Raw genomic sequence first — 23067 nt, 5'->3', positions numbered from 1 at the left:
TGGGCTACGCATGGTTTTCGCTTTTGTTTTGGGTCAGGCGGTGGCGCTGGCGGCCGGTCGGGAGACCAGCGCGGCGGCGCGCAATGCGGGGTCTTGCAGGGTAAGGGTCAGCACGGGCTGGTCGAATTGCAGGCACGTTTCGCAGGCCACGGCCAGCGTCAGCAGCGAAGCCGCCGCGCCCGTGTGGCCGCAAGTCATGCCGACGGCCTGGCAGTCCTTTGCGGCATCCAGATGGTCGAACACCTGCGATGCCACGTTCAGCGGCTCAAGCGGACGGGCGCCGCGGTGATCACCATCGCTGACGATGTGGCCGACGGCGCCGGGCTCCACGGCGGCGGCTTGCAGCAGGTCGCGCGCCAGGTCCGCCAGCGGCGCTTCGGCCAGGGCGCCGCGCGCGTCGGCTGCTTTCTGCCGTTGCAGCAGCGGCGACAGCGTGACGTGGAATTCGGCCTGCGCATCGGGCGGCGCCAGCAGCAGGCCGGCGGCGGCTTCGCCCGGCACGCGGCCCTGCGGATTGGCGTGCGTCAGCAACGTGGTCAGGCTGTCCCAATGGGCGACCTGCTCGGCGTCGATATAGCCATCGCCGGCCAGCAGGATGCGCCATTGCGGTTCGGCGTGGGCATTAGCTGACTCGGCGGCGATCTGGCGCAGCAGGTGGTCGGTGGCCATGCCGTCGCGTGCGGGATGTTCGGTGGTGTGGATGCGCGCATCGGGCCAGGCCCCCGCAGCCGACCGCACTGCCGCGAGCGCGCGGTGGCGCGCCGCTTCGGACCACGCCGCCGGCAAGACCACGTCGAGGTGCAGGCGGGGCCAGTCCGCTTCGCGCGCGGGCACGTCCAACTCGGTTGCGCGCGCGTGCGCCTCATGCGTCAGCACCTGTGCGACATCGGCCAGCATGGCCGTCACACGCAACGTGGCGGCGGCCAGGGCGTCAGCGGGCGCGCCCCGGTCCCGCGCGGCGGCATACAGCGCCATGTCGTCCATGCCGGCCACGCGCGCGGCGAAAATCGGATAGCCCTGCGGCGTCTTCAGTTCCGCATCGAGTTCGGGCCGCTTCTGCTCGGCCAGCGCTTCGGCGATCGCCGCGACATTCTCGCCCGGCGCGGCGCGCGCGGCGGCCGCGACCAGCCGCAGCGCAGCGGGGCGGGCCGGCGCGTCGGATTGCGTTTCCGTTTGCGCCTGTGCGGGCGCCGCCTTGGGCGCGCGGGCGACGCGCACCATGCGCGCACCGATCCAGATCGCGGCCAGGATGCCCAGCGGCAATGCAAACAGGTACAACCCGATGTCCACGCCGGTGGGCAGCGTGCGCGACTCCTGCCACCAGATGATGACGGCCAGCCACACCACGGCGAACAGGGCCAGGACAAGCCCGCCTTTCTTCAGCACGCGAATCATTGTTTCGCGGCCTCCCGTGCGCGTTGCATGACGCCGGGGCGGCGCAGCTCCACGTGGCCGAAGTCCATCATCTTCCAGCGTCCGCCCCAGGTCAGGCCGACGAGCTCGGCGGTCTCGCCGAACAGCTCATAGCCGCGCATGACCCAGGGGTCTTTTTCCGAAATCACGATCTTGCCGTCGCGATAGAACGCGCTGTCCGCGGCCAGACCGAACTGGTGATAGCTTTGGAAGGCGCCGGCGTTCGTCACGTGCGACCCCATGCCTGCCAGTTCATCCTGCCGCTCGGGACTGCGGTAGCCCTCGATCAGGGTCATTTCATAGCCGTGCTGTTCGCGCATGATGCGATACGCCAGCAACAGCCGCTGGCGGAAATCGGCATCCAGCAGATCCCAGTTGCGGCTGGCGCCGCCCAGCTTCGGACGCACCTGTTCGACTTCGCGGGTGGTGAATGCTTCAGGGGGCAGGGCGGCGGGCGGAACCAGTCTTTCGCCCTCAAGCAATGCCTGGATTCGGCGGTCCGGACCGCTGGTTGAGGCGCTGTAAACGAATGTGTGATTGTGTCGCATCAAGAAAGCAAACAGTGACGGAAGCAATACAACTGTCAGCCCGATTGCGACCTGCCACCGGTACCTTCCGACCCACTCGAACGAGGCGCCGAACCCTTTTCTTATCGCGCCGGCCGTGCCGCCCACGGCGCCGCCTGCCTGGTTCGCGCCACGCGTCGCGCCCCGTGCCACGCCCGCTACGCAGGCGCGCATCCCCCGCACGGCGCCTTGGCGCAGTGCGGGAAAAAACAGGAGAGCGGAGACGCCCACCGCCAGCAAGAAATACAGGGGCAGAAGCAGCAACAAGGCAGGTCCCTCATGTGAAGGCGTAATCTTTTGTTTTATCCGTGCATGAGGCAAGCGATCCGGCGTTGCAAACCGCGTCGGAGGCTTAGAAATCGTAACAAGAATCGGTGTCTGAAAGGGGTCGATCAGGTATTCTCGGCGGGCTTGGTTACAGGGGGGCTGCACACGCCTCCTGCTGACACGGGAACCCGCATGGCAGAAGAGAAAGAACAAGCTCGCCCTACGATGACCGCGCCGAGTCTGCTGATGACCTCGACTGCCGCGCGTGGCGAGGCCGACTCGCCGCGAATCCTGGCCGCATTGGAAGGACGCGCGCCGGAAGCCGAGGTCAAACACATGGCAACGCCGCGACGTTCGCGCGCGCGGCGCTGGACCGCGCTGTTACTGGTGCTGTTGTTGGCGGGCGGCATCGTCTGGGTGATCCATGAAGACGACGCTTCGTCGATGATGGCGCGGGCACCGGCGCAGGCGCCTGCCGCCGCGCCTGCGCTTGCGAACGCGTCTGCAAATGCGCCGGTGCCCACGCCGGTGCCCGCGCCGTCAACCCCGCAGCAAGCCGCACTGTCGCCGTCGCCGGATTCGGGCAGCAACCCGCTCGGCACTTTGGAAAAAACACCCGACGTCGCCACGATCATTGATGAGTCGCCGCCTGCGCGCGACGCAGACCTGGGCCGCGACGAGCCCGAACCGCTTGGCGAGCCGGCCAATCCCTTGTCCATGCTGGCGATGACGCCATCATCGGCGCCCGCCGCCACGTCTTCGCTCGCAACCGCGGCGGCGCCGGGTCCCACGCGGCAGGCCGCGGAGCGGCTAGCGCAACGCGACGGTGCGTCGGGCGCCGCTGCGCCGGGCGCCGCTGCGTCGGGCGACGGTGCGCCTCGCGCGGTGAAGTCCGCGCCCGCCGCTCCGCGCAAAAGCGCCAAGACCGCCGATAAGGATGCCGCGCTGTTGTCGGCGCTGATGGACTACGGGTTGCCGCCTGCATCACCGCCCGGCACGCGTGTCTACAAGTCCGACGGCGTGTTCATCCGCGAGATGCCGGGTTCGCCGTTGTCGGAGCGGTTGAAGGAATGCCGCCGTTTGAGCTTCATCGCAGGTGAACAATGCCGCCTGCGCGTCTGCGCGGGTCAATGGGGCACCGCTCCGGAATGCCCGACCCCGCAGGCCAATATCGAACCTTGAATTCTTGCCGGCTCGACGATGCCGGCGCCGCCCACGTTCCCATGAGGTTTTTCTTCCATGGCTGTCAACGCTAGCAACGGCAGTTTCAGCGCCGAGTCCCGTCTTTTCCGGCTTGATGGCGAGGGCGCGATGTCGTCCCTGCAGGTCGAAGGCTGGGTCGCGCGCGAAGGCCTGTCCACGCTGAGCGAAATGCGCGTGGTGGCCCTGGCCGAAGATGCCGCGCTGGATCTGAACGACATGGTGTCGCGGCCCGCCACGCTGTGGACCACGCGCGCCGACGGCACCGAGGCCGGCCGCAGCGGCGTGGTGCGTGCCGCCGAGATGCTGGGCGGCAATGCGGGCATGGCCCGGTATCGCCTGACGCTCGCACCCTGGCTGTGGCTTGCCACGCAGCGGCGCGACAGCCGCATCTACGAGAACCAGCCGGTGCTGGACATCGTGCGCCATGTGCTGGACAGCTACGAGGGCTATACCTACAAGGTGGCTTCCGATGTGGAGGACCACCTGGCCGGCCTGCCGGCGCGGCCCTACACCACGCAGTACCGTGAAACCGATTACGCCTTTCTGTCGCGCCTGCTCGCGGAAGCCGGCCTGGGTTGGACCACCGTCGAAGACGACAGCGCACCGTCGCGCCACGCGGTGCTGATCTTCGCCGACAGCCGCAGTCTGGCCGAAGACGCGGAATCGGCGGGTGCGGGCGTACGGTTCCAGCGCGCTCATGCGAGCGAATCGCGCGACGGCGTGCAGGCCATCGCGCGCCGCATGCGCCGCACCGTGGAGAAAGTGACGGTGCTGGCCTGGCATGAAAGCGGCAAGCACGCCATCACCGGGCAGGCCTTGGCCGGCCCCGCCGATGACGCCGCGGACGAGCGGGCGCTGGAATGGTTCGAGCCGCTGGGACACGGCGGGCTGCTGAACCAGGCGCACGCCCAATTTCAGGCGAACCTGCTGATGCAGGCCGCGCAGGCCAGCGCAGAGACCTTTGTCGGCCGCGGCACTGTGCGCACCTTCCGCTCGGGCACGCGGTTCACGCTGCAGGAGATGTCGCCGCTGGGGCCTTCTGGCGAGGCCGGGTTTGAGCCGAATTTCGCACTGGATCGCGTTGAGCACGCAGGGGTGAACAATCTTCCCGGACAGAACGACGCCAGCCTGGCGAACAGGCTGGGCGCGCTGGACGATTTCCTGTGCTTTGAAGACGAGGCCGAGGACGACGGCCATGCGGTGCACGGCGATGCCGATATCGGCGTGGGGCGCCCCGAGGCGGCCGTGATGGCGCGCGCGCACGAGGTCGGCTACGCCAACCGGTTCTGCGCGGTGCGCTGCGACCGCCCGTGGCGCGCCTTGCCCGCTGCGGCACGCGGCGCCAGGCTCGCGGGGGCGCCGTCCGCCGTCGGCGTCCATACGGCCATTGTCACCAGCGCCGACGGCGCGACCGAGGCCACCGGTGAAGACGAAATCCATCGCAACGCGCGCGGCGACGTGCGAGTCCGCTTCCATTGGCAATCCGACGGCGAGGGCCTGGCGAAAAGCCGATGGGCGCGCGTGGCGCAGCGCCAGGCAGGCGCGGGCATGGGCATGAGCTTCGTGCCGCGCATCGGGCAGGAAGTGCTGGTGCGATTCCTGGACGAAGACATCGATCAGCCTCTGGTCGTGGGCGCGCTCTACAACGGGCGCGGCGAGGGCGGCATTCCGTCCACGCCCGGCGGCAAGGCGGGCGAGCCGATGAACACCGAGGTGTACGCGGCGGCCATCGACGGCAAACCCAGCGCGCAGGCCAACCTGGCCAGCGGCAACGCGCCGGCGTGGCACGGCGCGGCCGGCGGCGACGATCAGCACCGCAACGCAGCCGCGTTGAGTGGCTTCAAGAGCAAGGAATTCGGCGGCGACGGCTACAACCAGATCGTGTTCGACGACAGCGATGGCCAGCTGCGCATGCAGATCAAATCCTCGCTGGCGGCCAGCGAATTGAATCTTGGCCATCTGATCCACCAAAGCGGCAACTATCGCGGCAACGTGCGCGGCGTGGGCGCGGAACTGCGTACCGACGCGTTTGGCGCGGTGCGCGGCGGGAGCGGCGTGCTGCTGACCACCTACACCGCCGCCGGCAGCGAGCCCGCGGGCGATTCGGCGGGGCCGCTGGCGCTGGCCGGGCAGGCCGACATCATGGCGCAGTCGTTCGACGGCGTGATCGGCGCCCATCAGGGCGTGCGGCTGGCCTCGGCGCGCGGCACGGCCTCGGCCAGCGCGAGCCGGCTGGACGGCGAACGCGCGCCGCTGGCCGCCATGACGCACGCGGTGTCTGGCACCGTCGCGGGCGAGGCCGTGGGCGGCGCGGCCGGCGACGCGTCGGCCAAGCACACCGAAGTCGTCGACGGCAAGGTGCCGCACCTGACCGATCCGCTGGTGCTGATGGCGGGACGCGCAGGGCTGACGCAGGCGGCGGGGCGCAATGTCCAGGTGGCGGCCGGCGAGCTCGTGCATTGGTCGTCGGGACAGGACCACAACCTGGCCGTCATCGGTTCGCTGCGTGTGCATACCGGCCAGGCGCTGGGCATCGTGGCCGGCGTGCAGACAGGCGGCGCGGAATCCGGCCTGGACCTGATCGCGGGCACCGGCGAGGTCGATGTCATTTCTCAGCACGACACGCTGACGGTGCAGGCGCAACAGGACCTGCGCATGGTCAGCGCCAACGCGGGCATCGAGTACGCGTCGCCGCAGCGCATCCGCATCGCCAATGCGGCGGGTGCCAGCATCGTGATCGAAGGCGGCAACATCACCGTGACGGCGCCGGGGCGCATCGACGTCAAGACCGGCAACAAGCAGTTCGCCGGCCCGACGCAGATGCCGTATCCGTTCCCGCAATTCACCGTCTGCAAGACCTGCATTCTTGACGCTCAGGAAAGCGTGCAGTCCATCACCGACAAGGCATGACGGCGATGCAATATTCCTGGCAGGACGCGCTGCTGTCCACGTTCGCCGAATTGCCCCATCATCGCGGCCCGTATGGCGAGGCCGCGCGCGCCTATGTGATCGTCGACTTCCGCGGCCATCCGGACCTGCTGGCGCGGCTGACGGCCACCGAAGACCTGAGTTTCGGATCGGTGTGGGCGCAGACCGGATTGGACATCTATGGCGACGTGGCGCCGCTGCTGATCGAAGTGGACGGCGCGTCGCAAGGCGTACTGCGAGGGCCGCGCCATGGGGACTTCAGCACCGTGCTGGTGCGCGTGCTGGAAGCCCTGCACGAACGTTCCGGCGGCCGATACGCGATGATGAGCTTCGCGTCGGCGGCGCCGTTGGAGAAGCTGATCGCGCACTTCGGGCCGTTCTGCGACTACGCCTTGCCCGACGCCAGCGAGTTCTTCCTGCATTGGTACGACAGCCGCATCCTGGCGCGCGTGTTGCAGGTCTGGACGCCAGAGCAGCGCGCGCGATTCGCCGGGCCGTTCGTCACGCTGCGCTACGCGCTGCGCGATGGCACGCTGGCTGAATTGCCGGGCGCGGGCAGGCTGCCCGCCGCACGGCCGGAAGGTATCGAAAAATTCTCGCCTGAACAGCACCAGATGCTGTTCGACCTGGACTACCCCGACAAACTGGCGGTGCAGTTGCGCCGGCTTTATCCAGACATGCTGCCCGGCAATCCCGATCAGGACACGCTGGTGCCCCGCGTGCAGAAGCAGTTGGAACGTGCCCGCGCGCACGGCGTGGCGGGAGATAAGGACACGTTCGACTACGTCGCCTGGGGCGTGGCGATCTCGCCGCGCTTCGATGAGCACCCCTTGATCGCCGACGGGCTGCGCGCCTATCGGCCTGGCGCAGAGGGCGGGCTGGCGAAAGCGCTGGAAGCGGTGCCGGATGCGGTGTGGGATGAGGTGCATCGGGCGGGGAGGGATCGCGGCGATGCGTAAAGCACTGGCCGGCATGCTGCTTTGGTTTGGCCTGTTGACTGGCTGCAACGCAGAGCCCACTTATCAAGGGGTGAGCGTCATCACCTACAACTACACGCCCTGGGATCTTGAGTCCGTTCAAATAGCCGATGCGTTTGGCGGTGTGGCCGCAAGCGGCATGATTCCATCAGGGGGTGGCGAAGGAAGCGTCTCGTGTTGCTATTCGCTGAAAGGTACTGACTTCAGGATCAAGTGGAGAGGGGGCGACGCCGATTTGATGCGCAAGCATATGTACGACGGAAAGTTCGATGACGTGATCTTCACCAAAGAGACGAAGGCGCGTCTGCAAGATCAGGGGCCGCCTCCGGGCGACGGACCCGTCATATTGGAATTGCACATCTATCCGGACGAGCACATGGAGTTGGCCCTCAGCCGTCAACTGTTGGGGCAAGTCAGGATTCCCATCGTTGAAACCACGCGCTGGCTATACAAGCATCACAAGGAAGAACTCGAGAATTACAGAAGCATTCACGAGCTGAGGTATGTGCTCGCGAAGGTGACAAAGCAGGCTTGGACGCGTTATCGGATTGAGGACGAAAAGGACATGCGGGGCTACATGTATCTCTATTTTGTCGTCGCTTCGGATTTCGACAAGGACGCGCAGATTGCGGCCCTCTTGAAGGACCCGGCTCGAAAGCCCGGCGCATTTGGCAGCGCGGTGATGTCGTTGCCGGCAGAGAAGATCGCGCAGTTGAAGGCGGCTGGTGCACCACGTGGAGATAAGAATGTTGGAAGTGGGTATGGCGGGACAACTCGGGAGCAATGAATGCGTAAGGGTTTGATCGGAGTACTGCTGTGGCTGGGCCTGTTGGCGGGCTGCAATGCCGAACCTACCTATAAGGGGGTGAGCTTCATTACGTACAACTACACGCCATGGAACCTGGAGCCCGTTCGCATCAGCGATGCATCGGGTCGCGTGGCAAGTTCCAGCACGCTCCCATCGGGCGGCGGCGAAGGAAGCGTCTCTTGCTGCTATACGTTTTCGGGTACGGAATTCAAGGTGAAATGGAGCGGAGGCGACCCCGACGTGCTCCGCAAACACCTGTTCGACGACAAGTTCGAGGAGATGCTCTTCAAGAAGGAAACGACGGTGCACTTCCCCGCCACGAAAGTGCCCGAAGGGGATGGATCGCTGATTCTGGAGTTGCACATCTATCCGGATGAGCACATGGAGCTCGCCTTGAGCCGCGAGTTGAAAGGGCAAGTCAGAATTCCGATCGTCGACACCACTCGCTGGTTGTATGGGAAATACCGTGACGAGCTTGTGGGGTACAAGGATGCAAGCTATCTGGCCAACGAAGTTGCCAGGGTCACCAAAAAGGCGTGGATGTCCTATCGACTTGAAGACGCCGAAGACTTGCGGGGTTATATGTATCTGCACTTCATTGTGTCTTCCGAGTTCGGCAAGGACCCCGATGTGGCGGCGGTGCTGAACGCCCCAGACCGCAAGCCCGGCGACTTTGGCCGCGCCGTGGCCGCCTTGTCGGAAGAGCAGATTGCGCGGATCAAGGCGACCGGCAAGCCGGCGGGAGGAAAGCATGTCCAGTGATCAGCTTCCGGAACAGGATAGAACTCCCGCATCGGTGTTGAAGGCGATGGCCGAGAATGAGGCGGCCTATCCCAAGGACTCCTGCACGGAATGCGGAATCACATTGCGGATGGGATTCTTCTTCGACGGCTTCGGGCGGAACAAGGATCTGGATAAGGAAAACCCCACGTTCCTGTCCAACGTCAGCCGGTTGTGGATGGCGCACTACAACGCAGGCAACAAGCCCGTCACGAACAAACAACGTTGGTATGGGTTTTACTATTCCGGCCTTGGCATCGATCTTAATGAGGGCGCCAAGGAAAATATCCTCGTCAGCGCGCTTACGCTTGCCGGCGGCAAGATGGTCGACAAGGCAGTCTCCAGTGCGCAGGATGCCGCGAAGAACATTACGCGTATTGATGAAGTGCCCGATGTGGATGTCTCGGGGCGCGCAAAATCGGCTGTCAAGCAATCCATCAAGGATGGGTCCTTCCACCCGATGGTGAAGGCATACAAGGACGTCGTCAAAGACGTCCAGTCGCTTCCCGAAAAGACGGTAAGAATCTGGAATGCCCTGGATCCCGAGCGAATCCGCAATCGCACAAAGGCCACCGTTCGCGGCTTCTGGTCGGATTTCAAGAAGAATCCGCTGAAGGTTGCCTGGACTGCGGGCAAGAACGCCGCCAAGGCCACGTTGCTGGAAGGCGTGCCGGTCGTCCGGGACAATGCCGCCGTCGCCGAATTGATGGGAACGGGCGTTGATACGCGTCTGGACGCGGCCAGGCGTCAGTTCGAGCAGGCCTATCAGGCGGAGAATTCGGGCACGGAAAAAGTCGTGCGTATCGAGATCTGCGTTTTTGGCGCCGATCGTGGCGGGGTGATCGCCAAGCAGTTCATCAACGATATCGTCAAGAAGTACAAGCGCCGCCACGACACGGATCTGGCCATCCCGGGAAAAGATGGTGCGCCGGACGCAAAGATCGTCATCCGGTTCCTGGGGCTGTTCGACAGTGTCGCTTCCATCATGGAAGAAAGCTGGTTCCTCGAATTCATCCCCTTCACGGATCTGATCAAACAGACGCACAAGGACCGCACTCTGACCGTACCCGCCGCTGTGGAGAAGGCCGTGCATTTCGCAGCGGCGCATGAACTGCGCCGCAATCAACGGCTGGATTCCCTGGAAAAGACGCGTGGTCTGCAATATCTCTATCCCGGCTCGAGCGGAGATGTCACCGGCGTGGCCCCTCTGGGGTCACTGGGCACTCGCGCATCGCTATCCCGGGTTCCCTTGCGCGAGATGATGAACCTGGCGCTCGCGCACGGCGCCGCAATGCATAGCATGGAAAGCCTGGTGGTCCGGGATCTGGCGCTTTACCGGATGCTGAGCCTGGCCGGCTCGATCGAAGACGAAGGCCAGACCTATCACGTTCAGGAATTGGTCGACGCCTACCGGGAGATCGTCAAATACGAACCCGGCTGCGATTTCGCGCCGCACATGGAAGTTTTCCTGCGCTGGCTGGCGGTGCGTTATCAGGACCCCGTGTTTCGCGCCGGGATGTCGGACCCCGCGGAAGCGTGGATCCAGGACCGGGACTTCTTCACGCCGGAGCAGGAGCTCGCAGAAGAGCGCAGGCGTTTGAGCATGCTTTCGCGCGAGGAGCTTGCCAAGCCCGAGACCACGGCGCGTGCGCGGGAACTGGAAGCACTTGCCAACGAGCGCCGCGAGCGCGCCAATGCCAGCCGCGGCGAAGCGCCGCCGCAGCGCTTCCTGCCGCTGTGGGAGCGCCTGGAAGAAGAGTACAAGGGCCTGGAAGAAGCCGAGCGCCAGGATGCGGCGACGGAGCAGCGGCGGCAGGACATGGAACGCAACCACCCCGAGCAGCTTCGCACCATGGAACGGTGGGAGCAGGATGCGATCGCCATGGAAAACATGCGCCTCGGCAAAAAGCCGGGCGACGCCGATTATGTTCAGTCGCTGCCGGACCCGTTTGCCGACATGAAGGCTGATCGCGCCATGCAGCAGCGTCTGCTGACCGCCTGGCGTGACGCGCGCGATGGCAAGACGCAGTTGCCGCCCAAGGTCATGACGCTGTTCGACTGGCTGGTGCATGACGCGATGCTGAGCAGTTGGCCTGATCATCTGCTGGCCAGCACCCGGATGTATTTCCGTGTGCGCGACAAGGATGTGTTCGGCAAGACCGATGCGAAGGCCGAGATGGATCAGCGCGCCAAGGATATGCAGAACGCTGAAAAGGTGGAGGCAATGGCCGCGCGCAACGAGCAGAACATCCGGCAGATGACGCCTGCGCGGCCCTGAACGGGGGCCGTTCACTTCTTGCCGTCTTCGACCTCGATCGTCACCGTGTTCGATTTCACGTCCTCGGCCTCGATGTAGACCTCGTACGTGGCCGGTGTGGCCGGCAAATGCAGCACGCCGGCCATGTCGGTGGTGAAGCGCGTTTCCACCGTCATGCCCGGCGGCAGGGCCATCTTCGGGGGGCGCGGTCCGCCTTCCCGCGGATCCACCGAGACGTTGGGCAGCTTGGGTCGCACGTAATTGAAGGCGACGCCGCGGTAGACCTTGCCGGTTTGCGTATCCTTCGCCACGAAGCGCGGCAGTTGCGGATTGTCGATCACGGGCAGGATGCCGCGCGCGCAGATGGGAATCGTCAGGGTGCTGCCGTCGCGGATCTTCACGCGCGAGGGCGCGGCGATGCGCATCTGCGCGTCGTAGCCTTGCAGCGGCGGCATGCAGGCGTGCTCCTGCTGCGAGTGCGTGGGCACCGAGGCAAAGGAGGCGGGTTCGATCCAGTCGGTGGTCATGATGGGCATGTTGGTGTCGATTCAGAGGGCGAAGGGGATCAGGGGCGCGTCGTCAGAATGAGGTCCAGCCTTCCGAGCAGTCCACCTTGCGCACGGCTTTGCTGCAACTGGGGCAGAAGTGGATGTTGGCGCAGGTGATGCCGTACATCACGCATTGCCCGATCTCACTGCTGTACTGGCCATTGCGGTTGGGCAGGCCAAAGTAGCAGTGTCCCCCCATGTTGTAGTAGAAGTGCTGCGGCGGATCCAGCTTGGAATCGTCGGCCGACGGGTCTTCGTCGCGCAGGCCGGGCCAATCGGGGCCGCTGGGCACCATGCCGAGCAGGTGGCCCATTTCGTGGGCCAGCGTTTCCGTCAGGTAGGCCTGCGAGTTGGGGACGTAGGGATCCAGCGTGGACACGAACAAGAGGTTGGTCCCGGTGATGGCCAGACCCGCGTAGCTGGCGGCCACCGTGTTGAACTGGATATTGAGCACGCCGTTCAGGGGCGTGGACGAAATCTGGGTCAGGTCGACCCTCACGGAGAAGACGGCGCCCGAGCTTTCGGGCAGCGGCGTCATCAGGTGGCGCGGGATGGGAATGGACCGTTCCGCGCCCGACGCGTCCGTATAGATGTAGCGGGCGTGGACGAGCCAGTCGTCGCTGTCGTCGAACTCGTACCAGAGGCTGGCCAGCGTGCGGTCGTCGTTGACGATGGGCACCGTCATCACGCGGCCCCCCGGTCCGGCGGGCACGGGCAGGCGCATGTCGCCGCTGGTGCCGGGCGCCGCCAGCCTGTCCACGTGGCAGACCACCAGCGTGTAGGGCTCGCGCTGTTTGCCGGGCGAGGTGGCGTACACGCGGCGCACGGCATCCATGATGGCCTGCTGCGAGTCCACGTGGTCCGCCGCGTCCACCGCCGAGCGGCCACGGAATTGCAGGCGCGGCAGCTGGATCATGTCGATGCCGTGCAGTGCGAATTCCGCGGTGACGGGCGTCACGTCGGCCAGATGGTTGGCCGGCCGGGTGCTCATGCACATGACTTCCTGCACGTACAGCCGGCGGGCGGTCTCGACGCGTTCGGTCTTGATGAGCTGGCCGCGTTCGTCGCGCACTTCGAACAGATAGACGTTGCGACCGGCGGCGGGCAGGTCGATGTCATCGACGATGCGGGTGCCGTCGGCATCCGTGACGTAGCTGCGCGGGTTGGTGTGCGGTTCCTGGTAGCTGGCGCGGCGGCCGCGTTCGCGGCTGGAGTACGTGATGTTCCCGGTATCCGGCTTGACGGTGATGGTGAAGCGGTGCGCGCCCGGGCGGTTGAATTCCACGTGGATGCGGGGGCGCCGGGTCTGCCGCTCGGTGGTGGTGAGCGCGTTGCCATCGTTCCAACGTTCGTCGGCGCGTTCCAGGTTCACGTATTGCAGGCGCGCGCCGTCCTGACGGCCGCGATAGGTGGATGCGCTCGGGACCACGCGGCCGGCGTCGCCCATCGGAGGCATGCCGCCAGGCAAGTTGGTGCCCTGCGTGCGTGCGACCGGACCCAGGCCGATCGTGTCCAGCACATCGCGGGCGATCTGGGGCAGCGGCGATTCCGCCACGCCCGGGATCTTCATCAGCACCTCGGCCACCTTCGGCAGCGTTTCCGTGGCCAGCGTGGGCGATTGCAGGATGGCGCCGATCACGCCGGGCACCGACGAGGACGACAGCCCCGGCATGCTGAGGATGGCGCCCGCGACGGCGGGGATGTTGGCCTGCTTGACGTCGGGCAGCGTGAACAGCGTGTCGACGGCGGACCCCAGCGCGGCGGCACGGTCGCCGGCCGCGTTCAACGCCTGCGTCATGACCGGCACGATGGCGGCGCCGACGCTGGCGCTGACGCCGCCTGACAGGAGCGTGGACGCGCCGGCCATTGCCGTGGACGCGGCGCTGGCCTGCTGCGCAACGGCGGCAAGGCCGCCGCCGGCCGCCAGCGCGCCGAAGCCCGCAGCGCCTGAACCGCCGCCTCCCGCAGCGGCGGCTGCGCCCGTTGCCGCGCCCGCACTCGCCACCGCACCTGCGCCGCCCGCGGCGGACAGGTCGGTGGCGCTCGTGGCGGGCGCGCTGTCGGACATGCCCGCCGCCTGCGCCGTCGTGCTGCCGAGGACAGCGTCAGGGCTCCCGGCCGGGGTGACGGCGGTAGGCGGGGCGGTGGCGCCTGAGACGGTGGTGGTGGGCGACGCGGTCGGCGTGGCGGAGGGGTGGTTGATGGGGGGTGTGGCGCCCGGGGGGGAGGTGGGGGTGGCGGCTGCGCCGGTTCCGATGGTGGTGCCGGTGCTTGTGCCTGCGGTTGCGGTTGCCCCGGCGCCTGCGGCTGCTCCTGCCCCTGCACCCGCGGTGGCTCCTGTAGACGTGCCAGTGCTTGCACCAGCGCCTGCGGCTGTGCCAACGCTCGCGCCCGCGCCAGCGCCAGTACCAGCGCCAGTACCAGCACCAACGTCAGCACCTGCTGCGCCGCCCGCTTGAGGGTTTGTTCCAACGCCAGCATCCGCGCCCGCGCCCGCTCCTGTCATCGTGCCGTCTGCGCCTGGGGCTCCCGTCATGCTTGCGGAGGAAGACCCGACGGTCGGTGACACTTCAGCGCCCGGCGCTGCCGTGGCCCCGGCGACTGAGCCCACGGCCGGCGCCGTGCCTGCCGTCGCGTTGCCGCCGGAGGCCGCGCCGACGGCGGCGCTCGTCCCCGCGATGCCTGCCCCGGCCGACGGCTGCACATCGGGCAGCCCGGCGCTTTGCGGCAGTCCGGCTCCTTGCGGCAGCCCGGCGCCTTGCGGCAAGCCCGCTCCTTGCGGTGACCCGGCGCCTTGCGGCAATCCTGCCGTGCCGGCCTCCGGCACGAAGCCCGGCGTTTGCATCGAGGCTTGCGGCAGGGACGTCGCGGAGGCGGATGAAACATCGGTTGCCGGCAGCATCGTCGCTTCGCTCATGACGGCGTCAGGCGCGGAGGCCGAGGGCGCATGCTGCGCGAATGCGCCTGTCGAGGACATCGCGGCAGCGGCGCCGCCTTGTGCCGGCGCAGACACGGCCGCCGAATAGTCTCCGCTCATGGCGCCGCTGGCGGATATTCCGGACGCGGCGCTGCCAGAAGGCGAAGCCATGGAGGGAAGATCCGAAGCGCCGGGCAGGCCGCCTTCCACCGTGGACGCGGAGGTCAGCGGGCCGGCATGGCCGGCTGCCGACGCAGTTGTGCCAAGCAGGCTGCCCGCGCCCGCGGCCAATGAGGCGAGCAGGGCCGCATTCGGCAGCGCCGTGGTGCTCGCCGTGTTGTCGCGGTGAGAACCGGATTGCGCGTTGCCGGTCTTGGCGTCGTGGGAAGCGTGCGGGAGCGTGGCTGAACCGTCCCCTGCCTGTGCGCGCGCGGACGGCGCGGCGGCTGTGATGGACTGTCCCGAACGGCCTGCGGCAAGCAGGGCCAGCGCGGACAGCGCGGCTGTCTTCGATTCGGAATGCCGATCGTGCGCGGCGGGCGTTGCCTCGCCCTGTGTCGGCGTTCCGTATTGGTCGGGGTTCGCAATGGAGGCAGCGGAGCCGGTCGCGGCGCTGCGCGGTGCATCGGCGGTGTGGGCCTCATCGGCACGGCGGCTGACGCCTTCGCTGTCGGCATGCGACGACGCTTGTGCCGACATCGCGTGGGCCAATGTCGCCAGCATGCCAGCAGACGCGATCGGTGCGCTGGTTTGGCGGGCGCCCGAAGACGCGACGTTGGCAAAGCCGGCGAGCAGGGACGGCTGGGCGTCGAAGCGAGAGACGGCGTCCTCTGGCCGGACGGAGCGCTTGATGTCTGCGGCGTAAGCGGAGTCCGCCGGACTCGCCGAATTCGCTGCGGCCGTGGCGGCAAACGGAGCAGCCGTTTCCGAATCCGGGGCGTCCGTGGCTGCACGCGCGCCACTTGCGCTCGGCTGGGGCTCGCGCGAGGCTTGGACCTTGCCGCCAATCGTGCCGGCGGCAACGCCTGCGGCCATCGTCGCGCCAGCCGCTGCGCCCATTGCATCCAGAACGGGCCTTGCTGTTGCGCTCGCACCCGCGGCGTCGCTCGCGAGACCCGCGCCCGCGAATGCTGCCGACGTTCCCGCTGGCGTAGTCGCTGCAATGCCTGCATCTGTCACGCCGGTCGGGAGACCTGCTCCGGCGATCGCTGCTGGCGAACGCTCGATGGTTTGCGTCGCGATGCTTGCGCCATTAGACGGGTCCACCGCTGCGAGCGGCAGCTCTGCCGCCGAGCCCGCGCCTTGGACATCAAGCGCGGGACTCGCGAATTGCGCGCCGGCGTTCATGGCCGCCGCGGACGGATTCACGCCCGCCCCGCCCGCGGTCAGACCTGCGACCTTGCCTGCTCCGACAGTGCTGGCAGCCAGCCCCGCGCCGGCCCCGGCCGGCAGGGCGTTGGCGGCTACGCCTGCCGCCGCGCCCGTGGCAGAAAAGGCGGAAGCGTTTGCCGCGGCAGTTGCGTTGCCTGCCGCCGCGCCGGAACTCGAGGCAGTGGCTGGTGTCGTCGCGGATTGCGTTGGCGTTGCGTTGGCGGACGCTGTCGGCGCTGCGGAGGGCGCGTCAGCGGCTGCCGACGTGACATTCGGCGCAGATGCGGCCGATTCAGCCGCTGATGGTGAAGTCGATGACGACGCCGATGCTGCTGTCTGTGCGGATGCGGATGCCGTTGCCGGAGCCGAATCCGATGCCAAAGCGGGACCCGATGCCGAAGCAGAGGCAGGCGCCGAAGCCTCGGCGGAAGCCTGTGCGGAGTTCGGCGCCGATGCAGGCGACGCAGCGGCGTCCGCCGTGGGGGCCGAGCTGTTGGTGGCGGGCGATGCCGCAGCGGGTTGCGACGCCTGCGCGGCAGTTGCGCTGCCTTGCGCGCCTTGCGTTCCGGCCGCTGTTGCCCCGCCGGCAGGTGCAGCGGACGCGGGGCCAGCCGCTTCAGTCGGCGAGGTCGCTGATGCTTGCTCGGCAGTTCCTGCGGCACTTGCGCCGCCTGCAGCGGCAGGCCCGCCAGACGTGGCGCCAGGGCCACCAGCAGCGCTTGCCGCGGGTGTCGAGCCTGCGCTTGTTTGCGCGCTATCGGCAACACCGGCTGGGGCAGCCGCTTCACCCGCCGTGCCAACAGCCGCACCAGCACCAGCACCAGCACCAGCACCAGCACCCAATCCCCCCGCCACGCCGGCGCCCGCTCCGCCAGCGCCGCTCCCGATCCCCGCCAATCCGGCGGCGCTGCTGATCATCTTCGACGCGCCTTCGGGTGCGACGGAAGCCAGCATGTCGGTGGCGGCCGGCAGGGCGGACATGGGGTTCTTGACGAGTTCAGCCGCCTTGGAAACCGCGCCCGCAGCAGAAGCGGCGCCGTCGATCAGGCCGCCCGCGCCGGGCGCCACGCTACCCAGCAATCCCTTGGCTGCCGGCAGCGCCGACATGGGGTTGGCAACCATGGCCTGCGCCTGCGACACCATACCCATGGTGTTCTTCGCCGTAGTCAGCAGGCCGCCGACGGCAGGGCTGGCGTTGCCCAGCAGCCCGGGGGCGGCTGACAGCGCGCTCATCGGATTCTTTGCCATGCCGGCCAGCGCATTGGCCTGGCCGGCCAGTTGCGACAGTTTGCCGGCTGCACCCGCAGCGGTCTTGCCCAGGTCGCTCAAGCCGCTCGGCACCATGTCGCCCAATCCACCCAGGCCACCGCCCGCGCCCACAGCACCCGCCGCGCCGCCAAAGCCCGCCATCAGGCTCGTACCGGTCTTCTTGGCGGCGGTGGCGAACACGCCGTCCTTGTGCACCAGTTCCGCGCTGACGATGAGCGGATCATCCACCGTCGTGCTGGGCAGGGCCGGCAGGCTGGCGGCGTCGCTGCCGGGGCCGACGAAGTTGTGCGTGGCGCCCTTGACCGAGAACAGGCCGGGCCCCTTGAACACGATGTCCGCGCCATCGAGCGTGACGCTGCCGCCGGCGGCCTGCAACGTGACGCGCTGGTTGCCAAGGATCTCGATCCCTTCGGCCGACGAGGTCACGGTGATGTCCTGCCCGGCCAGCGCTTCCAGGATGTCGGTGTGGGCGTGCAGGGAGACGGGCGCCTGCGCCGAGATGGCGCGCAGCGGGCCCTGCTGCGCGAAGACGCTGGCGGACTTGGCCGAGACGGCTGCATACGTCTGCGTGGCCGCGACATGGGCATCGGACTGCGCGGTGGCATGCAGGTGTTCGCCCGCATGCAGCACGGCGCTGGCCGGTGTGGCAAGGTTCAGCGAGTTCGGCGCGTCGACCAGCAGGTGCGGCCCGTCGATGCGTTCGATGTCGGCCTCGGCCGTGCGTTGGCCGTTGATCGCCTTGCCGGCCGCCTGGCCATTGACCTGGCGGGCGTAGCGGCCGTCCTGCTCGGGATCCAGCGCCTTGATGAGATCGTCATAGCCCTCGGCGGCCGCCAGGGGCCGCGCCTGGTGCTGGCCCGCACTGTCGTTGAGCCGGCGCGAGGCGTCCTGCGCGCCGCGCAGCAACAGCAGCGCTTCGTTGATATCGGCCTGTGTCGACTTGCCCTGCTCGCGTGCCGTGGCCGACACGAGCAGGCCCTGGCCCGAGCGCAGCACGGCCCAGGCGTCCGTGCGCAGTTCGAAGCCCGTGCCGCGCCATTGGCCGCGGCTGGCGTCGTCCAGACCCTGTTCCACCAGATAGCCCAGGCCCAGTTGCGTGGCGGCGGTGGAACTTGCCAGGCGCGTGCGCAGCTTGCCCTTGGTGTCGTCGAAGACCCACTGGTTGCGGCCGGCGCCGTCCAGTCCCTGGCTATGCCAGCCGCTGAGCACGCCCGCGTGGTTGGCGTCGCCGTTCTCTCCCGCGGACCAGGGCGGCAGATCCGCGTCGTTGTATAGCTGGCCCGCCACGACAGGCTGATCGATATCACCGTCGATGAACTCGACGATGACTTCGGTGCCACCACGCGGTAGATGATGAGCGCCCCAGTTCGGCCCGGCCTGCGCGCTGGCCACGCGCAGCCAAGTGCCGGACCGGTCGTCGCCGGGCGCGTTGCCGCTGGCGTCGCCATGGGAGCGATGCGGCAGGCCGCCCGTCAACGGCTTCTCGCCGCGTTGCCACGGAAACTGCACCTTCACGCGCAGGTCGCGGTCGGACGTGATGGGCGCGTCGGTGGCGCTGACCACCACGGCGGCCAGGCTCTCGGGCGCCGTGGGGCGGGCGCGCCAGGCCGGCATGAGCGCTGCCGCCTCCGGCTGCGCGCGGAAGCGGTTGCGATAGGTGCCGCGCTCCATGTCCGGCGTGTTCAGGACCTGCGCGGCTTGCCCGCCCAGGTTGTTGGTCGCTTCGTGCGTGACGTCGAGCAACACGTACCGGTTGCCGGCAAGCTCATCGATGGCCTCTTTGCCGCCGCCCTGCGCATAACGGTCATGCTGGCTCAGCGCGAACACCCGGCCCGGCGCAAGCGAGCGGGCCGTGCCGGCGCCCTCGAAGCGCACCAGCCGCGACTCGTGCGCGCGCATCGCACGCGCCGCGCTCTGTTCGGCGGCATCGTCGTCGGCGTACTGGCCGTGGCCCGCGTAGTCATAGTCTTCCAGCACGGGCAGCGCCTCGACGACCACCTGCGACTGCAACTGCGCGGCATGCGCGGTCAACGAGCGCTCGTTCCACGCCGCGCGCGCCACGCTGCCCGGGCGCACGGATTGAGAGGCGGAAAAGCGCGTGATGCTGTCGCTGGTTTCCGTGGCGTCGCTGCGGTGAAAGCGCAGGGGTGACGCCGGGTCTTCCGGACGCGCCGCATCCGCATCGAAGATCACCACGCGGTGGCGTGCGCCGCCGCCGGCGCTTTCGCCATCGTCCTGCTGGTGCTCGAACCTGTAGCACAGGCCGGCCTGCGCCAGAATGCGCTCCACGAACGCCAGGTCCGATTCGCGGTACTGGGTGCAGATCGCACGGGGCGGCAGCGCTTCGGTGAGTTCGAAGGCGAACGCGGCCTGGGGATAATCCGAAAACACCTCGCTGACGATGTCCTGCACCGACAGGTCCTGATAGATGAAGCTGTCGCGGCGCAGCGCGAGCGCCGCCATCCACGGCGCGGCGTGCAGGCGGTAACGGGCCAGGCCGCCATCGGCGCCCAGCGCGTCGGCGCCTTCGACTACCGCGTGCCAGTGCCGCATCGTGCCATCGGCCTGCAGCAGGCTGACGGTGATCTCCTTGCCCAGCAAGGCCGCCACGTCCAGTTCCGCGCTGGCCGCCAGGCAGTCGAGCGTCATCGAGAACAGCCGCGAGACGCCCTCGGACAGGCTCATGTGCTCGATGACCAGTTCCGCATCAAGCGCGGTGGTCAGGCGCAGCAAGCGGGCTTGTTGCGACAGGGTGGCGATGTTCAGCGTGGAATAGGCCGGGGCGTTGGAAGGCGAGGCGTTCATAGGGCTGGGCGGTATTCGTTTGGCGGAGCCAGAGGCGCGCGGGTGCGCCGGAAGGGACAGGCCCTCTCATGCGTGGCCCGCCCGGGTCTTGCGTGCCGCCGCTAGGGCAGCGAAATCGTCAGGTGCGCGGCACGCGGACCCAGCTTGACGATGTCGTGATAGGGCGCCATCGCGGTCTGCATTTCGGTGTTCAGGAAGTGGCCCATGCCCAGGAAGGCGAGCAGGCCCAGCAATGCGAACAACGCCATGATCGACCACAGCGGCACGTCGCGCTTGAGCGTGTGCGCCACCTTGTCGGGCAGCGGCCAGTGCGGCGCGAAGCCGGTGCGCTTGCCGCGCAACAGGGCGATCTCGTCGCCCAGGCGCGCCGTCAGATAGCCCAGCTTTTCCTGGGCTTCGATCAGGTACTTGCCCTGAAAGCCCAGCAGCAGGCACATGTAATAGATCTCCAGCGATTGCAGGCGCGGCGCGCCCTGCGCGCGCAGATCCTCCAGCCGGGCGAAGAAGTTCTCGCCCGCCAGTTGCTCGCCAAAGAGCGCAAGCTGCAGCGGCTGAAGCATCCAGGCGTCGCGGATCGCGAAGCCGGAATTGAGCACGGTCTCGTCCACGGCGGCACAGAACGCGTACTTGGTGGCGTACACGTCCTCCGCGGGAATATCCATTTTCTTGGCGGCGCGCTCGTAGTCCGCCAGGAACTGCTGCACGTGGGCGGAGAAGGCGGCCGCGTCGGCGGGCTCCTGGCCGCTCTTGAGCAAAAACAGCATCAGGAAGCCGTCATACATCAGATCCAGCAACGACCTGGCGGGACGGCTAGCGTGAAAGGCCGCCGCGTGCGGCGGCAGCGTTGCGCCAGGCATCAGGGAGGGGGCGTCAGCAGTCATGGCGGTGTCGTTCCTGTCAGCGAGTCACTGCGATCAGATCCAGCTTGAGTTCGGGAATCCCGGCGGGGGCATAGATGGCAATGCTTCGCGCCTGCAGCATGCGGTCATACAACGAACCGCGCGTCTGCAACGCGAAATAGACAGCGCCCGGCTTGACGGGCACGGCGGGCGGCACCTGCGGCGTATAGGAAAGCGGCACGCCCGGCATGGCGGACAGCACCAGCTTGTCCACGTCTTCCGGCGCGCCCACCTTGAAGCGCATGGGTACGCTCTCGGCCAGTTCAGCGGCGGGCATCGCGGCCTGGACCGCCAGATACAGCGAGGTGGTCTCGTCCAGCTTTTCGGAATCGAGGCGGCCCATGTGGAACGAGGGACGCAACTCTTCGAGCACGATCGAGAAGTACCGGGTCGAGATCACCGTTTCGAGCAGGTCGCGCAGGATCTCGTCCATGCGGGCGAACGCCGGTCCGGGCGCATCGTGGCGATACACGGGAAGATCCGCCAGCGTGTGCACCTTGGAAAAGGTCATCAACGCGCCCGCCAGCCGCGCCAGTTCCTGAAACAGGCGTTCGGGATGCAGTTGCGGGTGATGGAACAGGTGCGACAGCGTGGCGTAGGCCTCGTTTGCGGTGTGCAGCAGCCAGAACGAGGCGACGTCGCCGGAGCGGAACTCGATGATGTTCTTGCTGGGTTCGCGATGAAACCCATAGAGCGCGTTGACCTTGGCCTGCAAGGCGTCGAGCAGCCGCCGGAGCAGCTCGTGCAGGGCGCCCGAGGCAGTCAGCGACAGGCTGGGCGCAATGAAGGTCGTATCCAGTTCATAGCTGGCGTTGGCCGTGCGCCGCACGCGCGCCACGGGAATCGCCAGCAGTTCGTCACGCGGCTCGAATTCGGAGATCAGGCGCACGTCCTTGCGCAGGAATGCGAGCTCGGCGGAGGCCGCGCCGGTATAGAGATCGGGGGCGGGAGTATTGCTGTGCGTGTAGCGGGAATCGAAGCTGCCCGACGTCTGGGCGTCGCGATAGTTGCCGCCGATGGCCTTCAAGGGATGGATCGCCAGATAGAACACGGCTTCGGACACGCCATCCAGCGCGGTCAACGCGACAGGCGGTGGAAGTTCGTCGCCGTGTGGCGCGCTGTAGAGTTCGCCGTCCGGAAACACGGCGCTCATTTCGGTGGCGCGCAGCATGCCGTTGGCTAGCGCCGAGGCATCGAAACGCGCAGAGCGCAGACCCCATGCATAGGGGTGCAACACGCGGGCCATTTCGGCCAGCCGATCTTCGTGATACGCATCCTGCCGCTGGAAATGCTGCGGCCGGAGGAACAGACCTTCGCCCCAAAGGACTTTGGCGGAGTAACTCAAAATACGCGCTCCCTGTTTCGTCTTTCCTGGTTTCTCTATTGCTTTAAGAATTGAAGGATGTGAACGGCGGGCGGCTTTGATGCGTCAGCCTGGACACTGCACGCCGGACAGGCGTGACGGATCGTAGGCGGGCACGCCCGCAGGCAACGTGGGGCGGCCCTTGGCCACCGTCAGCGCGCAGGCATGCGCGCCCAGTACGATGCCGTCGTCTTCCACATCCCCGACTTTGAATATGTACTTCCAACGCATGGGCGCGGGTGCATAAAACAGCCCGGCGACAGCGATGTAATCGGCTTGCTTGGGGACTTTTTCGACGGTTTCGTAACGCTGTCCCGGCGTGAGCGTGAGCTCGCGCGAACCCAGCATTGATTCCCCCAGCGCTGCCTTTTCCCCGGCAGTGTCTATCAATTGCGTGAGCGGCGCACGCTGGAATGGCTCAGGATTCTTCAGGTAGTATATTTTTGTAACGACCGCCATCGCCTGGCCGGCGCCGGCATTCAAATTTTCTCCGGCGTGAATCGCCAGGTTCACTTCCACAGGCGCGTTTTCGGGCTTTTTCAGGCCCGCCATCTCCATCGCATTGCCCGTCAAACCGGCCACCGCGCCGATGGCCGAAACGGCTGCACATCCAGTAAGGACGGTGCTCGCGAGCGCACACGACAACCCCGTGAACAAACGTGATAAACGGATATGTTTGGACATGGCTCTTTATAC

General features: G+C 67.2%; 13 protein-coding genes. 6 read left to right on the top strand and 7 right to left on the bottom strand.

Annotated elements, in window-relative coordinates:
• Positions 1 to 33: 33 nt before the first annotated feature.
• Entirely contained in the window at positions 34 to 1395 is a 1362-nt protein-coding gene (locus tag B3098_RS10380) for a hypothetical protein (RefSeq protein ID WP_286895833.1), read from the bottom strand.
• Positions 1392 to 2246: a M15 family metallopeptidase gene (locus tag B3098_RS10375; RefSeq protein ID WP_286895831.1), complete on the bottom strand. Its 855-nt coding sequence runs from the start codon at positions 2244 to 2246 to the stop codon at positions 1392 to 1394. The genes B3098_RS10380 and B3098_RS10375 overlap by 4 nt, the downstream gene beginning before the upstream one ends.
• A 246-nt stretch (positions 2247 to 2492) precedes the next feature.
• On the opposite strand from B3098_RS10375, the gene B3098_RS10370 reads away from it, so the two are divergent.
• From B3098_RS10370 to B3098_RS10345, 6 genes are read left to right on the top strand one after another with little or no spacing between them, the layout of a single operon-like run.
• Positions 2493 to 3428 carry a hypothetical protein gene (locus tag B3098_RS10370; protein ID WP_286895828.1) on the top strand — a complete coding sequence of 312 codons (936 nt, stop codon included), beginning with the start codon at positions 2493 to 2495 and terminating at the stop codon, positions 3426 to 3428.
• Positions 3429 to 3485: 57 nt separating this feature from the next.
• Complete coding sequence (locus B3098_RS10365; protein ID WP_286895825.1) at positions 3486 to 6359, top strand: type VI secretion system Vgr family protein; 2874 nt, start codon at positions 3486 to 3488, stop codon at positions 6357 to 6359.
• Positions 6356 to 7336, top strand: a complete 981-nt coding sequence (locus B3098_RS10360) for a DUF4123 domain-containing protein (protein WP_286895823.1) — start codon at positions 6356 to 6358, stop codon at positions 7334 to 7336. Before B3098_RS10365 ends, B3098_RS10360 begins: the two co-directional genes overlap by 4 nt.
• On the top strand, positions 7329 to 8141 hold the full coding sequence (locus tag B3098_RS10355; protein ID WP_286895820.1) for a hypothetical protein: 813 nt from the start codon (positions 7329 to 7331) through the stop codon (positions 8139 to 8141). The genes B3098_RS10360 and B3098_RS10355 overlap by 8 nt, the downstream gene beginning before the upstream one ends.
• The gene (locus tag B3098_RS10350; RefSeq protein WP_286895814.1) at positions 8142 to 8924 is read left to right on the top strand and encodes a hypothetical protein; all 783 of its coding nucleotides are present in this window, start codon (positions 8142 to 8144) and stop codon (positions 8922 to 8924) included.
• A complete protein-coding gene (locus tag B3098_RS10345; RefSeq protein WP_286895811.1) occupies positions 8914 to 11220 on the top strand; it encodes a phospholipase effector Tle1 domain-containing protein in 2307 nt (768 codons plus the stop codon). The genes B3098_RS10350 and B3098_RS10345 overlap by 11 nt, the downstream gene beginning before the upstream one ends.
• A gap of 11 nt (positions 11221 to 11231) precedes the next feature.
• Here the strand turns inward: B3098_RS10345 and B3098_RS10340 are convergent, their stop codons facing one another.
• From B3098_RS10340 to tssJ, 5 genes are all read right to left on the bottom strand, one after another.
• Entirely contained in the window at positions 11232 to 11735 is a 504-nt protein-coding gene (locus B3098_RS10340) for a hypothetical protein (RefSeq protein ID WP_279975366.1), read from the bottom strand.
• A gap of 43 nt (positions 11736 to 11778) precedes the next feature.
• A complete protein-coding gene (gene tssI, locus B3098_RS10335) occupies positions 11779 to 20109 on the bottom strand; it encodes a type VI secretion system tip protein TssI/VgrG (RefSeq protein WP_286895806.1) in 8331 nt (2776 codons plus the stop codon).
• 101 nt (positions 20110 to 20210) lie between these two features.
• Positions 20211 to 20990: a DotU family type IV/VI secretion system protein gene (locus B3098_RS10330; protein ID WP_286895803.1), complete on the bottom strand. Its 780-nt coding sequence runs from the start codon at positions 20988 to 20990 to the stop codon at positions 20211 to 20213.
• Between the two features lie 16 nt (positions 20991 to 21006).
• On the bottom strand, positions 21007 to 22353 hold the full coding sequence (gene tssK, locus B3098_RS10325) for a type VI secretion system baseplate subunit TssK (protein WP_286895802.1): 1347 nt from the start codon (positions 22351 to 22353) through the stop codon (positions 21007 to 21009).
• An 84-nt stretch (positions 22354 to 22437) separates the two neighbouring features.
• Complete coding sequence (gene tssJ, locus B3098_RS10320) at positions 22438 to 23055, bottom strand: type VI secretion system lipoprotein TssJ (protein WP_286895800.1); 618 nt, start codon at positions 23053 to 23055, stop codon at positions 22438 to 22440.
• Between the last annotated feature and the right edge of the window lie 12 nt (positions 23056 to 23067).

Origin of the sequence: Achromobacter sp. UBA2119, from assembly GCF_002331005.1 — a bacterium.
Classification (GTDB): domain Bacteria; phylum Pseudomonadota; class Gammaproteobacteria; order Burkholderiales; family Burkholderiaceae_B; genus Achromobacter; species Achromobacter animicus.
This window is presented reverse-complemented; position numbering and strand designations above follow the sequence as displayed.